Below are 13,186 nucleotides of genomic sequence, written 5' to 3' on the forward strand. Positions count from 1 at the left end.
TCGCCCCCGCGGCACGTCTTGGCCGCGGAGCTCAGTGCAGCTCGACGTCGAGGCGTGAGCGCAGCTCGTCGAGGCTGATGCCGTAGGTCTCCCGCACATGGACGCCCTGGGGCCCCAGGTCGAAGGTGGCGACCTCGGTGTAGACCCGGCTGACGCAACCGGTGCCGGTGAGCGGGTAGCTGCACCGCCGGACCAGTTTGGGCGCGCCGGACTTCGTGAAGAGCGACATCATCACGTAGACGTCCTTGGCGCCGATGGCGAGGTCCATCGCGCCGCCGACGGCGGGGATGTCGCCGGGCTCGCCGGTGTGCCAGTTGGCCAGGTCACCGTGCTCGGAGACCTGGTAGGCGCCCAGGACGCAGACGTCGAGGTGGCCGCCGCGCATCATGGCGAAGGAGTCGGCGTGGTGGAAGTACGCCGCTCCGGGAAGCTCGGTGACCGGGACCTTGCCGGCGTTGGTGAGGTCGGGGTCGATCCGGGCGCCCTCCGCCTTCGGGCCCATGCCGAGCATGCCGTTCTCGGTGTGCAGGACGACGCCGAGATCCTCGGGCAGGTGGTCGGCGATCTTGGTGGGCCGGCCGATGCCGAGGTTGACGAACGCGCCGGCCGGGATGTCCCGTGCGATCACGGCGGCCACCTCGTCCATGCCGAGCGGACGGTCGGCGCCGACCGGCGCCCCGCCCGGGGACGCCGAGCGTGCCGCGGCGCCGGTGTCGGTGGTCATCGTGCCCCCTGGACGGTGTAGTGGCGGGTCGCGACCGGGACGACGCGGTCGACGTAGATGGACGGCGTGACGACCGCCTCCGGATCGAGCGCGCCGAGCGGGACGACCTCGTCGACCTGGATGACCGTGGTGGTGGCGGCGGTCGCCATCACCGGGCCGAAGTTGCGGGCGGTCTTGCGGTAGACCAGGTTGCCCATCGGGTCGGACCGGTACGCGGAGACGAGGGCGTAGTCGCCCTTGATCGGATACTCCAGCAGGTAGTCGCGTCCGTCGATGGTGCGCACCTCCTTGCCCTCGGCGAGCGGGGTGCCGACCGCGGTCGGGCAGTAGAACGCGCCGATCCCGGCCCCGGCGGCCCGCATCCGCTCGGCGAGATTGCCCTGGGGAACCACCTCCAGCTCGATCCTCCCCGCGCGGTAGAGCGCGTCGAAGACGTAGGAGTCGGCCTGCCGCGGGAAGGAGCACACCACCTTGCGGACCCGGCCGGCCGCGAGCAGCGCCGCCAGCCCGACGTCGCCGTTCCCGGCGTTGTTGGAGACGATCGTGAGGTCCTTCGCGCCCTGCCGGATGAGGGCGTCGATGAGGTCGAACGGCATTCCGGCCAGGCCGAAACCGCCCACCAGGACGGTCGAACCGTCCTCGATCCCGGCCACCGCCTCGTCGGTCGAGTCCAGCACGGTCGCACGGCTCACTTCGGCACCTCCAGGTTCTCCAGGACGACGGCCAGCCCCTGGCCGACGCCGATGCAGATCGCCGCCACGCCGTACCGCTCGCGGCGTTCCCTCAGGACCGCGGCCAGGGTCCCGAGAATCCGGCCGCCGGAGGCGCCCAGCGGGTGCCCGATCGCGATGGCCCCGCCGCGCTGGTTGACGACCCCGGGGTCGCGCAGGCCGTCCTTGAGCCAGGCGTCGACGCAGGCCAGCGACTGGACCGCGAACGCCTCGTTGAGCTCCACCGCGCCGACCCGGTCCCAGGTGATCCCGGCGCGGGCGAGCGCCCGGTTGGCGGCCTCGACCGGGGCGTAGCCGAAGTCCCGGGGATCCAGCGCCGTCGCGCTCCTGCCGGCGATCCGGGCGAGCGGGTCGACGCCGATGGCCGCCACCGCGGTCTCGCTGCCGAGGAGCACCGCGGAGGCGCCGTCGGAGAGCGGGGAGGCGTTGCCCGCGGTGATGGTGCCGTCCGGCCGGAACGACGGCTTCAGCGCGGCGAGCTTCCCGGTGTCCGAGTCCGGGCGGATGCCCTCGTCGCGGACCAGGTCGCCGACCGGGGTGACCAGCGCGTCGTAGAACCCGTCCTCCCACGCCCGGTGTGCGAGGCGGTGGGAGCGGACGGCGAACTCGTCCTGGCGTTCGCGGGAGATGCCGAAGCGCTCCTGGAGCTGCTCGTTGCACTCGCCCAGGGAGACGGTCCACTCCTTCGGCATCCGCGGGTTGACCAGCCGCCAGCCCAGCGTCGTCGACACCGCGGTGACGTCGCCGGCCGGGAAGGCACGCGACGGCTTGGGCAGCACCCACGGCGCCCGGGTCATCGACTCGACACCGCCCACGAGCACGACCTCGGCATCGCCCGTCTCGATCGTGCGGGAGCCGGCCATCGCCGCGTCCAGGCTCGACCCGCACAGCCGGTTGACCGTCGTGCCGGGCACGCCGGCCGGCAGACCGGCCAGCAGCGCGGCCATCCGGCCGACGTTGCGGTTGTCCTCACCGGCGCCGTTGGCGTTGCCCCACACGACCTCGTCGACCGCGGCGGGATCCAGCGCCGGTGCCAGCCCGAGCACACCGCCGATCGCCGTGGCGGCCAGGTCGTCGGGCCGGACGCCGGCCAGCGCCCCGTTGAACCTGCCGAACGGTGTCCGCGTGGCGGCATAGAGGAATGCGCTCTTCATGGCTCGAAGGCTAGACGGCGGCGTCGATACCGTGAAGTATCGATATCGCCCTGGATTGATATCCTGAACCTATGGATCTGCGTCAGCTCCGCTACTTCCTCGCGGTCGCGGAGGAGCGCCACTTCGGGAGGGCGGCCGAACGGCTCCACATGGCGCAGCCACCGCTCTCGCAGGCGATCCGGCGGCTGGAGGGCGAGCTCGGCGTCGCTCTGTTCCACCGCACCACACGCCGGGTCGACCTCACCGAGGCCGGCCGCGCCTACCTCGAACGGGTACGAGCGATCCTCACCGAGGTCGACCAGGCCGCCGACCACGCCCGCCGGGTCGCCGCCGGTTCGGTCGGCCACCTCACCCTGGGCTGCGTCGGCTCGGCGACGTACAGCCTGCTGCCGACGCTCTCGCGTCACCTCGCCACCGAACTGCCGGGCATCGACTTCTCCTTCCGCGGGGAGATGCTCGCCCCCGACCAGGTGGAGGCGCTGCGCGGCGGCGCCATCGACGTGGCCCTGCTGCGCCCGGCCGCGGCCGACCCGTCCCTCGTCGTCCACGTCCTGCGCCGGGACCGCCTCGTGGTGGCCCTCCCGGCCGAGCACCCCCTCGCGGCGAAGACCAGGGTGCGCGCCGCCGACCTCGCCGGCCTCGACATGATCATGCACTCGGCGGACCGCCGCTCGGTGATGCACGACGTCGTGCTCGGTGTCCTCCGCGACGCCGGCATCGAGCCGCGGATCCGGCACGAGGTGGGGGAGACCTCGACACTCATCACCCTCGTCGCCGGCGGCCTCGGAGTCGCGGTCGCGCCCGAACCGGTGACCGCGCTCGCGCTCGACGGCGTCGTCTACCGGCCCCTGGTGCGCCCGACGGCGTCGGTCGAACTGGCCGTCGCCCACCGCGCCGACCGCGACGAACCCCACCTGGCGCGCGCGGTCGAGGTCATTCGCCGGCTGTTCTGAACCGAAGGCTCCGGGGCGATCCGGGCGCGTGCGGTGTCCGGCGCACACACCGGCGCGTGCGCACACCGTCGCACGTCGGCGCTCAGGCACCAGCCGGTGAAGGCGGCGCCTCCTGAAGTTCCGCGGCAGGCCGGCCGCGGCCGAAGGCGGCCTCGACGAAGCACTGGTCGTGGGCCGCCCGCGCGCCGTGCCGCAGGGCGCGTTCCAGGGTGCCGCGGGACGGCGGATTGCGGCGGGACCAGCCGTCGTGGAGCAGGGACACCGCGAACCCGGCGAGGAACGCGTCACCGCAGCCCATGGTGTCGGCCATGGTCCGTGCGTCCGCCGCGCGGGCCGGTGCCGTCGCCAGGGTGCGGCCGTCGTAGACGGTGGCCCCCGCCAGGCCCCGGGTCGCCAGGGCCATGCGCGCGCCCCGCGCCACCACGGCTTCGAGCAGTCGCCGCGTGGCCGCCTCGTCCAGGTCCGAGCAGGACAGCAGGGCCAGGTCGAGGTGGGGGCAGACCCGGTCGAGGTAGGCGGGGGACCGGAACTCGTCGTCGTCGGAGAGGTCGAAGCTGACCAGCGGGCCGGCCGCGGCCAGCTTGGGCAGTTCGCTCTCGGTGCGCGAGTAGACGCTGGAGTGCACGAGCGAGAAGGACGCCGCGTACGCCAGCAGCGCGTCGTCCAGGACGAGCGGTTCGCGCAAGGTGACGCCACCGCCGTTGTAGCCGAGGAACACCCGGTCGCCGCCCCGCACATGGAGGGTGGAGACGCCGGACTCGCCGTGGCGCACCACGCTGCGCTCGACCGCGACGCCCTCGGCCGCCACGGCCGTACGGAGGAAGGCGCCGAGGTCGTCGTCGCCGAACACCCCCAGATAGGCGGTGCCGAGACCGAGACGGCGGGCGTACACGGCGACGTTGACGCAGTTGCCGCCCGGGTAGTCGATGCCGCGGTCCACGAAACGGTCCACGACGTTGTCGCCGAAACCGAGGATGTTCATCTGAGTCTCCAGGAGGGCGGGCGCCGCGTGGGTGCGCGGCGCCCGCTCGGGGCGTGCCGGTGCGCGGGCACGGGCACGCCGGGGCGGATGGAGGTGGGGTGGGACGGACCGCGGTCAGTAGTCCATGACGCGGTAGTAGCGGCGCAGGTCCAGGGAGTGGTCGCGCACCCGCTCCAGGTGCTTGCTGACCCGGTCCATCACGGTGTCGAGCACCAGCGGCGCCAGCAGTCCCCGGAACTCGGGGCTGATGCCGTCCAGGGGGTAGTCACGGGTGTCGAAGACGGTGACGTCCTTGGAGACGCGCCGGGCGAACGCCTCGGCCCGGTCGGTGAGCGCGCGGGTCTCGTCCTCGCCCTGGAAGACGATGACGCTGGTGTCCTCCTCCAGCAGTTCCAGCGAACCGTGGAAGAACTCGGCGCTGTGCACCCGGGTGGTGCGCAGCCACTGCATCTCCTCGAGGATGCACATGGAGTACAGGTAGGTGAACCCCCACAGGTTCCCCCCGCCGATGAGGAAGTGGTAGTCGGTGTCCTTGTGCGCCTCGGCGAAGTCGGACGCCACCGGCTCCGCCTGACGGGCCACCTCCACCAGGATGCGCGGCAGGCCGGCGAGTTCGCCGGCCAGGCGGTCGTAGCCGGTGAACTCGCCCCGCCGGGACAGCAGCCGGCCCATGAACAGCAGCAACTGGACGTCGAACGGCCAGGCCTTGGGCGCCGAGACCAGCGCGGTGTCCACCCGCTGGGCGACGGGGGAGTCGGGGTGGCCGGTGAAGCCGATCGTGTACGCCCCCCGCTCCTTGCAGTGGTCGATGGCCTTGAGGCTGTCCTCGGTGGTGCCGGAGACGGAGGTGAACACGGCGACGGTCCGCTCGCCCAGACGGGCGTCACCGGAGACGACCAGCTCCGCCGCGATGGCCGCCCGCACCGGCAGCACCGAGGTGCGCCGCGCCAGGTGCTCGTAGGGCCACATCTGCGCGTAGGTGCCGCCGGCGCCCACCAGGAGGACGTTGTCGTACCCCTCGTCCACGAGGCGGTCGACGACCTCCTCGATCCGGGGGCGCAGCGCCACGAGGCTTTCCGTCTGAGCGACGAACTCGGCTTCGTTGAAAGAGAGCACGGTGATGATTCCTTCGAGGGTTGTTTCCGACCGGCCGCGACCGGGCCGGTGTTCTGGCAGCGCGGGAGAGGTGTCAGGCCGCGCGGCGCCGGGAGAACAGCACGTTCGCACCGGCGATGACGAGGCCGCCGACGAAGATCAGCGTTCCCATGACGTTGACCTGCGGGGGCACGCCGGTACGGCTGGCGCTGTACACCCACAGCGGGAAGGTGACCGTCCGGCCGGCGTTGAAGCTGGTGATGACGTAGTCGTCGATGGACAGGGCGAAGCACAGCAGGGCACCGGAGGCCACACCGGGCAGCAGGGCCGGCAGGGTGACCAGCCGGAACGCCGTCCACGGTCCGGCTCCGAGGTCCCGGGCGGCCTCCTCGAGCGTCGGGTCGTGACCCGCCATGCGCGCCCGTACGGTGATGGCGACGTAGGGGATGCAGAACGCCACGTGCGCGATGACGACGGTCCAGTAGCCGCGCGGCACGCCGAGGACGATGAACAGCGACAGCAGGGCGGCGCCCAGGGCGATCTCGGGGGCGGCGATGGCGGCGAACAGCAGCAGGTCCACGGAGCCGCGGCCGCGGAAGCGGTGGCGGCCCAGGGCCAGGCCGATCGGGGTGCCCAGCAGGGTGGCGACCACCGTCACGACCAGCGCGACGGTGAGGCTGTTGACCAGCGCCGAGGTCAGGTTGGGGATGGCGAACAGGTGCCGGTACCAGGTGAGCGTGAAGCCCTGCCAGGTGAAGTTCACCTTGCTGTGGGTGTCGTTGAAGCCGAACAGGACCATGACGGCGATCGGCAGCAGCAGCCAGGCCAGCACCAGCCAGGTGTACAGGGTGAGCGTGGGACGGCGGCGCGGACGGCGGGCGGCGCGCGGCCGGGGCGCCGCGACGGTGTCCTCGGCGGGGGCGACGGTGCCGGTGGTCATCACGCGGCCACCTCCAGCACGTCGTCGGTGCCCAGGGCGCGGGCGTAGGCGAACACGGCCAGCAGCAGGGTGCCCATGAGGACGAAGGACAGGGCGGCGGCGGCCGGGTAGTCGAGGTTGGTGAAGTACTCGGTCTGGATGATGTTCCCGATCATGGTGGTCGAGGGGCCGCCGAGGATGCCGGCGTTGACGTAGTCGGCGGAGGCGGGCACGAAGGTGAGCAGGACGCCCGCGAAGACTCCGGGCAGGGACAGCGGCAGCACCACGCGCCAGAAGGTCTGCGCCCGGGAGGCGTACAGGTCGGTGGAGGCCTCGAGCACCTTGGCGTCCACCCGCTCCAGCGCCACGTACACGGGCAGCACCATGAACGGCAGGAAGTTGTAGGTCAGTCCGCCGATCACCGCGTACGGGGTGGCCAGGACGTGGAAGCCGGCGGGCAGCAGCCCCAGGTGCTTGAGCGGGCCGAGCAGGACGCCGTTGTCGGCGAGGACCACGTTCCAGGACTGGGTGCGGATGACGAAGGAGACGAAGAACGGCAGCAGGAGCAGGAAGAGGAAGACCGACTTGTGCCGGCCGGCCCGGAAGGCGATCCAGTAGGCCACCGGGTAGCCCACCAGGGCGCAGCCGGCGGTGGCCGCGGCGCCGTAGAGCAGCGAGCGGACCAGCTGCACGTGGTAGGTCCCCACCACGTGGGCGTAGGTGCCGAAGTGGAAGGTCTGGCGGAAGCCGTCGATGAAGTCGCCGGTCTGCAGGGACAGCGACACCATGACGATCACCGGCGTCACGAAGAAGGCGGCCAGCCACAGCCAGCCCGGCAGCACCAGCAGGTACGGAGCCAGGACCGCGCCGGGGCGCCGCCGGCGGCGCGTCAGGACTGGTAGATCGGTTCGAACAGCGCGTTCCACTGCTTCTCCTCCGTTTCGTCGAGCACCCGCAGGTGGCGCAGCTTGGCTTCGTCGGCCTTGGTCGGGAACACCAGCGGGCTGCTGCTCAGGGAGCCGAGCAGGGACCTGCGCTTGCCGGTGGCGGCGGCCGCGTCACGCGCGATCACCGGCTGGGCTTTTGGGACGGGACAGACGAACTGCACGGTCTCGCTGATCTTCGCGGCGACCTCGGGCCGGTAGGCGTAGTCCATGTACGTCAGGGCGTCGACGGGGTGCGCGGCCGTCGAGGGGATGCACAGGTTGTCGGTCCACAGCAGTCCGCCCTCCTCGGGGATGACGAACTCCAGCCGGGAGCCGCTGCGGTTGGCCTGGAAGACGTCGCCGGAGTACACCAGCGAGGCGTACAGGTCACCGCGTTGGAGCGAGGACTGGTAGGTGGTGGTGCTGTAGGAGCGGACCAGTCCGGCGTCGCGCTGCTTGCGCAGCCAGGCGGCGGCCTTGCGCCAGTCGGCGTGCGTGGAGGTCTCCGGGTCGACGCCGACGGCCAGCAGGGCGATGTTGCCCAGCTGCACCGCGTCGTTCCACATGCCGACCTTGCCGTGCAGCTTCGGGTCGAGCAGGTCCTGCCAACTGGTGATCTTCCGGCCGACCTTGGCCGGGTCGTAGCCGATGCCGGTCATGCCGGACTGCCAGGGGACGGTGTAGACGTTGCCGCGGTCGAAGGAGGAGTTCTTGAACGCGGCGCCGCCGTACCGGGCGAAGTGGGGGAGCCGGCCGTGGTCGAGCGGGGCGAGGTAGCCGAGTTCGATGTACTTCGGCAGGTAGCTGTCGCCGCCCAGCACCATCAGGTCGTAGCCGATGCCCTGCCCGGAGGCGAACTCCGGCTGGATCTTGCCGAACCAGGAGGCGCTGTCGTCGATCACCTCGTCGTAGGAGACCTTGATGCCGGTCTCGCGGGTGAACGCCTCCAGGGTGGGGTGCCGGCTCTGGTCGCCGGGGTCGGTGTCGATGTACTGGGTGTAGTTGGCGAAGCTGAGCCGGCCCTTCTTCTTCCGTCCGGTCCAGAAGTCGCCGACGGCGGCGGCGATCTCGGCGGCCGTGCCGGGCACGGGCTTGCGGGCGCCAGGCACGCTGCACGCGGCGAGCGGGGCCAGGGCGGCGGCGCCGAGGGCGGCACGCAGCAGACCGCGCCGGGAACACCGGCGCTCGGTCAGTCCGCGCAGCCAGGGCGCGGGTGGTGTGGGCTGCAGAGGCATCATGGTGGACCTGTCGTCAGCTCGGGGTGAGGGAACCGGAGTCGGGGACCGCACGGCCGGCGGCGCCTGAGGCGGCCGGGGCGGCGGGCGTGCTGCCGAGCGGGTAGGAGTGGGCGGTGGCCCAGCACAGCCAGACGGTGTCGCCGCGGGCGGGCACGACGGAGGCGGTGCCGTCGTTGGGCTGGAAGACGGTCATCTCCGCGCCGGTGCTCGTGGCCACGGTGTAACTGGTGGAGGTGCCCAGGTAGACCACCTCGCTGACGGTGCCGCGGACCCGGCTCGCGTCTCCGGCCGGGCCGGTGGTCAGGGTGATCTTCTCGGGCCTCACCGTGAGCTGGACGTCCGATCCGGCGGTGGGCGCGGCGGCGGACGGCGGGACGGTGATGCGCTGTCCGCCGCCGAGGTCGATCACCCCGCCCTCCGGTCCGGCGGTGGTCAGACGGCCGCTGATCAGGTTCGAGGTGCCGATGAAGCCGGCGACGAACGCGGTGGCGGGGCGCTCGTAGACCTCCTGCGGGGAGGCGACCTGCTCGATCAGGCCGCCGTTCATCACCGCGATCCGGTCCGACATGGTCAGCGCCTCGGCCTGGTCGTGCGTGACGTAGACGAAGGTGATGCCCACCTCGCGCTGGATGCGCTTGAGCTCCAGCTGCATGGACTGCCGCAGCTTCAGGTCGAGCGCGCCCAGTGGTTCGTCGAGGAGCAGGGCGCGCGGGCGGTTGACCAGGGCCCTGGCCAGGGCCACGCGCTGCTGCTGGCCGCCGGAGAGCTGCCGGGGCCGGTGGTCGGCCTTCTCGGCGAGTTCCACGGTGCGCAGGATGCGGTCGACCCGGTCGTGGATCTCGCCCTTGGGGACACGGCGGCGGCGCAGCCCGAACGCCACGTTGTCGGCGACGCTCAGGTGCGGGAAGAGCGCGTAGGACTGGAACACCATGTTGATGTCCCGCTTGTTGGCCGGTACGCCGACCATGTTCCGCCCGTGCAGCAGGATCTGCCCGCCGCTCGGCTCCTCGAATCCGGCGATCATCCGCAAGGTGGTGGTCTTCCCGCAGCCGGACGGTCCCAGCAGGGAGAAGAACTCCCCTTCGGCGATGGTGAGGTTCACCCGGCGTACCGCCGCTCCGCCGCGGACGCCGCCGAAGTCCTTGACCACGTCGACGAGGGTGATGGCCGGATCTGCGCCGACCGGCGGCGGCGAAAGGGTGTCGGTTGCCATCGCGGAGACCTCCGGGGTTCGGATAGGGGAGAGCGGGCGGCCGTCGGGCAGGGCGCGGGGACGGCCGTCCGGGAGACGGCAGGAGGATGCGTTCTGACCGGGCAGAATTGATAACGTTACCAACGCGGTCGTACCTTACCCACGCCCCGCGGGCCCGCGTCAATGGTTGAATGGCGCTGAATCCCACCGTCCCGTTCCCCGGCGTTCGCCGGGCCGACACGAAGAGATCCGCACATGCCCCCTGGAGCACAGCCGAGGCGTCGCGTGACCATCCCCGACGTCGCCCGGCACGCCGGTGTGGGACAGGCGACGGCCGCACGCGTCCTCGGCGGGTACGGATCGGCGAGCGCGGCCACCCGGGAGCGGGTGCTCGCCGCCGCCGCCGAGCTGGGCTACAGCACCAACGCCGTGGCCCGCAGCATGATCAGCGGCCGGACCCACACCCTCGGAGTGGTCGTCGCCGACGTGGAGAACGCCTACTTCGCCCGGGCCGTGCGCGGCATCGCCGACGTCGCGGCCAAGGCGGGACTCCAGGCGATCCTCGCCAACAGCGACGAGGACAGCGAGAAGGAGAAGGCCGCGGTCCAGCTGTTCATCGAGCGGCGCGTGGACGGTCTCGTGGTGGCGCCGGCCGCCACCGACGACGCGCACCTCGCCCGGGCCGTCTCCGCCGGCATCCCGGTGGTGCTGCTCGACCGCGTGGTGACCGGGGCCGCGCTGGACACGGTGGTCGTCGACAACCGGGGGGCGGTGAAGGCGGCGGTCACCCGGTTCACCGAGGCGGGACACACCCGCATCGCGGTGATCACCTCGGCCATGCCGGGCGACGACGGCACCCGTCTGGCGCCGGGCGCGGACATCTGGACCACCACGGAACGCGTCGCCGGCTACCGCCAGGCCCTGCGGGCGGCCGGCATCCCGCGTTCCGCGGAGCTGATCCGGCACACCGGGTACGAGCGTGCCTGGGCGCGGTCGGCCGTACTGGACTTGATGACCTCCCCGGACCGCCCCACCGCCCTGTTCACCACCGACAACGTGGCGACGCTCGGCACCCTCGACGCCCTGCTCGACCTCGACGCCCGCATCCCCGACGACGTCTCGGTGATCGGTTTCGACGACGCGGAATGGACCACGCTCATCCGGCCGCGGCTGAGCGTGGTCAGCCAGCCCGTGCAGGAATTGGGCGGCCTGGCCGCGGACATCCTGATCCGCCGCATCAACGGAGCCGCCGCCCGCCCCCGCCGGCACACCCTGAACACGACGTACATCGCCCGTGAGTCGACCGGCCCGGTACCCGCCCGGACACGACGCCTGCGGGCGCCGACGGGCAGCTCCTGATCCCGGACCGCGCCCCGCGTACGGCGCCGGGCCACCGGCAGGCCGGCGCCGCCGCCTCGCCTGTCCGGACCCTCACGGCGCCGGGACGACGACGCTCCCGGGCGCGCTGGTGCCGGGGCGCGGGCGGCTGCTCCTCGGCGTCCGGGCTGCCCACCGCGTCGCGGGGCGTACTTCCTTGTCCGTGCCGCCCACCGCCTCGCGGGGCGTACTCCCTTGTCCGCGCTGCCCACCGCCTCGCCGGGCGTACTCCCTTGTCCGCGCCGACGGCCCGACAACCCCTTCGCCGACCGGGCTGCGACCACCTCACGTGCCGACTCCCGCGCGGGCAGGGCATCCGGCCCGCGCGCGCCGAACCGGGGGAGCCACCTGCCGCCTCCGCCGAAGTCAGCGCGGCTTGTGGAGCGGCCTCCGTTCCCACTCGCTCTCCGGCCTGCCGTCGGCTTCCCGGTCGTCGCTGGTGACGACTCCTTCGCCGACGACGACCTCCAGGCGCCAGGGGCCGAGCCCGGCCATGCCGCGTCGGAGCCTGGCGTCACCGGACAGGGCCTTCGACAAGAGCTCCTCGGCCTGATCGAAGCGAACGGGAGCGAAGAGCCGGTCGTCGACGCGTACTTCGGCCGTGGGGGCGGCGGGGTGACCGTACAGGGTGACCCACACAGGGACCCGCCCGCACCGCCCCTCCGCGTCGACGGACCAGCCACCGAGCCCGGTCGTTTCCGGGGTCACGGTGTGCGCAGCGGCGGCGGCCCTCGCGAGAACCGATTCCACCACCGCCGCCCATCGGGCGGGACCGCCCGGTTGCCTCACGGGAGTCCTCCGCCCGGCACGCCACCGCGTCCCACGTCCGTCATCTCTCGCGTTCCTCCTGTCGCTCACCGCGCAGGGCGGGTGCGCCGGCGAGGAGGATGCGCAGCGCAAGGTAGTCCGATGCGGGGCGAGGGTGGGCATGAACACCTCCAGCCGGTCCCCCTCGGTACGGTAGCCCGCCTTCGTCGCGCGGGCCGGAAGGGCCGGGCTGCCGACGCGCTCGGCCAGCCCCCGTACGTCGAGCCGGACGCCGCTGCCCGGGCTTGCGGAGGCTAGGGCGATCCGGGACCAGGGCACCACCCCGGGGAAGGGGTCGAGCGTCAGCCCTTCGCCGGTGAAGGTCAAGGCACCCCAGGTGAACGCGCCGCCCGCGCCGACCTCGTCCAGATGACGCTGCGCGAGGGCCTCGGCGACGGCTCGCGTAGCGGTCGTGACGAACCGTTCACCGGTGTCGGGGGTCGCCGTCCGGAACAGCCGCCAGAAGCCCGACTCCTCGCGGACCTTGACGTAGTCCAGGCCCCTGATGCGGATCCGGCCGCCCGCGTACGGACGGATCACGGTCTTGAGCACGTCGTGCGAGTGCCCCAGGTTGATGTGGACGGACACCCGGGTCGACCCGACGGACGCGATCTCCCGCCACGTGTACCGCAGCGTGCGGCGCCCGGGGCGGCGCAGCTCGAAGCCGTGCTCGTACTCGCGGCTCCGGATCCGGCTGTGCCGGACGCAGAGGGCGACGCACACCGCGCCCGCCCCGGACACCGCCCAGAACGCGAGGCGGAAGGACGACTCCTGGTCGTAGTGGTCACCGACGAGGGTGCACAACACGATGACGAGATGACCAGCGGGACCAGCAGAGTCAGGGGCGCCCGCGGAAACGTTCCCTGATAGGTCCACACCCGCTCTCCCAGCTCCCCGGCCCGCCCCCGCCCCGCCGCCGCACCTGCCGACAACGCACACCTCACGAGATCGTCCGACACCGGGTCGTCGAGTCCAAGGCGGACGCGGGCGCGGGGGGAACGGGAGAACTGCTCAACTCCCGTGCGGATGCGGCCCTTCAGCCGTGCCGGCGCCGCCGCACGCGTCCTTGAGATGGCCGCGTCCGTTCC

At 72.3% G+C, this 13,186-nt stretch carries 12 protein-coding genes; 2 read left to right on the forward strand and 10 right to left on the reverse strand.

Annotation, left to right across the window (positions count from 1 at the left end):
- Positions 1 to 31: 31 nt before the first annotated feature.
- Genes ACZ5DC_RS24520 through ACZ5DC_RS24530 form a run of 3 tightly spaced genes read right to left on the reverse strand, consistent with a single transcriptional unit; the run spans position 32 to position 2,609 of the window.
- Positions 32 to 724, reverse strand: coding sequence for a 3-oxoacid CoA-transferase subunit B (locus ACZ5DC_RS24520; RefSeq protein ID WP_468655955.1), 693 nt, complete (start codon positions 722 to 724; stop codon positions 32 to 34).
- Complete coding sequence (locus ACZ5DC_RS24525) at positions 721 to 1,416, reverse strand: 3-oxoacid CoA-transferase subunit A (RefSeq protein ID WP_468655957.1); 696 nt, start codon at positions 1,414 to 1,416, stop codon at positions 721 to 723. Before ACZ5DC_RS24525 ends, ACZ5DC_RS24520 begins: the two co-directional genes overlap by 4 nt.
- On the reverse strand, positions 1,413 to 2,609 hold the full coding sequence (locus tag ACZ5DC_RS24530) for a thiolase family protein (protein ID WP_468655959.1): 1,197 nt from the start codon (positions 2,607 to 2,609) through the stop codon (positions 1,413 to 1,415). The genes ACZ5DC_RS24525 and ACZ5DC_RS24530 overlap by 4 nt, the downstream gene beginning before the upstream one ends.
- Positions 2,610 to 2,680: 71 nt before the next feature.
- Here ACZ5DC_RS24530 and ACZ5DC_RS24535 point away from each other — a divergent pair, with 71 nt between their 5' ends.
- Positions 2,681 to 3,562, forward strand: coding sequence for a LysR substrate-binding domain-containing protein (locus tag ACZ5DC_RS24535; RefSeq protein WP_468655961.1), 882 nt, complete (start codon positions 2,681 to 2,683; stop codon positions 3,560 to 3,562).
- Positions 3,563 to 3,644: 82 nt separating this feature from the next.
- On the opposite strand, the gene ACZ5DC_RS24540 is transcribed toward ACZ5DC_RS24535, so the two are convergent.
- The 6 genes from ACZ5DC_RS24540 to ACZ5DC_RS24565 all read right to left on the reverse strand — a co-directional run bounded on the left by ACZ5DC_RS24540 (position 3,645) and on the right by ACZ5DC_RS24565 (position 9,935).
- Positions 3,645 to 4,544 (reverse strand): PfkB family carbohydrate kinase, encoded by a 900-nt coding sequence (locus ACZ5DC_RS24540; protein ID WP_468655963.1) that lies wholly within the window; start codon positions 4,542 to 4,544, stop codon positions 3,645 to 3,647.
- Positions 4,545 to 4,658: 114 nt separating this feature from the next.
- Positions 4,659 to 5,660: an SIS domain-containing protein gene (locus ACZ5DC_RS24545; protein WP_468655965.1), complete on the reverse strand. Its 1,002-nt coding sequence runs from the start codon at positions 5,658 to 5,660 to the stop codon at positions 4,659 to 4,661.
- A 73-nt stretch (positions 5,661 to 5,733) separates the two neighbouring features.
- Entirely contained in the window at positions 5,734 to 6,579 is an 846-nt protein-coding gene (locus tag ACZ5DC_RS24550) for an ABC transporter permease (protein ID WP_468655967.1), read from the reverse strand.
- The gene (locus ACZ5DC_RS24555; RefSeq protein ID WP_468655969.1) at positions 6,579 to 7,484 is read right to left on the reverse strand and encodes an ABC transporter permease; all 906 of its coding nucleotides are present in this window, start codon (positions 7,482 to 7,484) and stop codon (positions 6,579 to 6,581) included. The genes ACZ5DC_RS24550 and ACZ5DC_RS24555 overlap by 1 nt, the downstream gene beginning before the upstream one ends.
- Positions 7,448 to 8,722: a polyamine ABC transporter substrate-binding protein gene (locus ACZ5DC_RS24560; RefSeq protein ID WP_468655971.1), complete on the reverse strand. Its 1,275-nt coding sequence runs from the start codon at positions 8,720 to 8,722 to the stop codon at positions 7,448 to 7,450. Before ACZ5DC_RS24560 ends, ACZ5DC_RS24555 begins: the two co-directional genes overlap by 37 nt.
- A 13-nt stretch (positions 8,723 to 8,735) precedes the next feature.
- Complete coding sequence (locus ACZ5DC_RS24565) at positions 8,736 to 9,935, reverse strand: ABC transporter ATP-binding protein (protein WP_468655973.1); 1,200 nt, start codon at positions 9,933 to 9,935, stop codon at positions 8,736 to 8,738.
- A gap of 264 nt (positions 9,936 to 10,199) precedes the next feature.
- On the opposite strand from ACZ5DC_RS24565, the gene ACZ5DC_RS24570 reads away from it, so the two are divergent.
- A complete protein-coding gene (locus tag ACZ5DC_RS24570; RefSeq protein WP_468655975.1) occupies positions 10,200 to 11,273 on the forward strand; it encodes a LacI family DNA-binding transcriptional regulator in 1,074 nt (357 codons plus the stop codon).
- Positions 11,274 to 11,657: 384 nt separating this feature from the next.
- Here ACZ5DC_RS24570 and ACZ5DC_RS24575 read toward each other — a convergent pair whose 3' ends face one another.
- Positions 11,658 to 12,905 carry a hypothetical protein gene (locus ACZ5DC_RS24575; RefSeq protein ID WP_468655977.1) on the reverse strand — a complete coding sequence of 416 codons (1,248 nt, stop codon included), beginning with the start codon at positions 12,903 to 12,905 and terminating at the stop codon, positions 11,658 to 11,660.
- Positions 12,906 to 13,186 lie beyond the last annotated feature (281 nt).

This window comes from Streptomyces sp. NPDC031445 (genome assembly GCF_055581365.1).

Excerpts from the sequence above, each read along its gene's own strand:
- ACZ5DC_RS24520 (WP_468655955.1), bottom strand. The coding sequence starts at position 724 with ATGACCACCGACACCGGCGCCGCGGCACGCTCGGCGTCCCCGGGCGGG.
- ACZ5DC_RS24530 (WP_468655959.1), bottom strand. The coding sequence starts at position 2,609 with ATGAAGAGCGCATTCCTCTATGCCGCCACGCGGACACCGTTCGGCAGG.
- ACZ5DC_RS24535 (WP_468655961.1), top strand. The coding sequence starts at position 2,681 with ATGGATCTGCGTCAGCTCCGCTACTTCCTCGCGGTCGCGGAGGAGCGC.
- ACZ5DC_RS24540 (WP_468655963.1), bottom strand. The coding sequence starts at position 4,544 with ATGAACATCCTCGGTTTCGGCGACAACGTCGTGGACCGTTTCGTGGAC.
- ACZ5DC_RS24550 (WP_468655967.1), bottom strand. The coding sequence starts at position 6,579 with ATGACCACCGGCACCGTCGCCCCCGCCGAGGACACCGTCGCGGCGCCC.
- ACZ5DC_RS24560 (WP_468655971.1), bottom strand. The coding sequence starts at position 8,722 with ATGATGCCTCTGCAGCCCACACCACCCGCGCCCTGGCTGCGCGGACTG.
- ACZ5DC_RS24565 (WP_468655973.1), bottom strand. The coding sequence starts at position 9,935 with ATGGCAACCGACACCCTTTCGCCGCCGCCGGTCGGCGCAGATCCGGCC.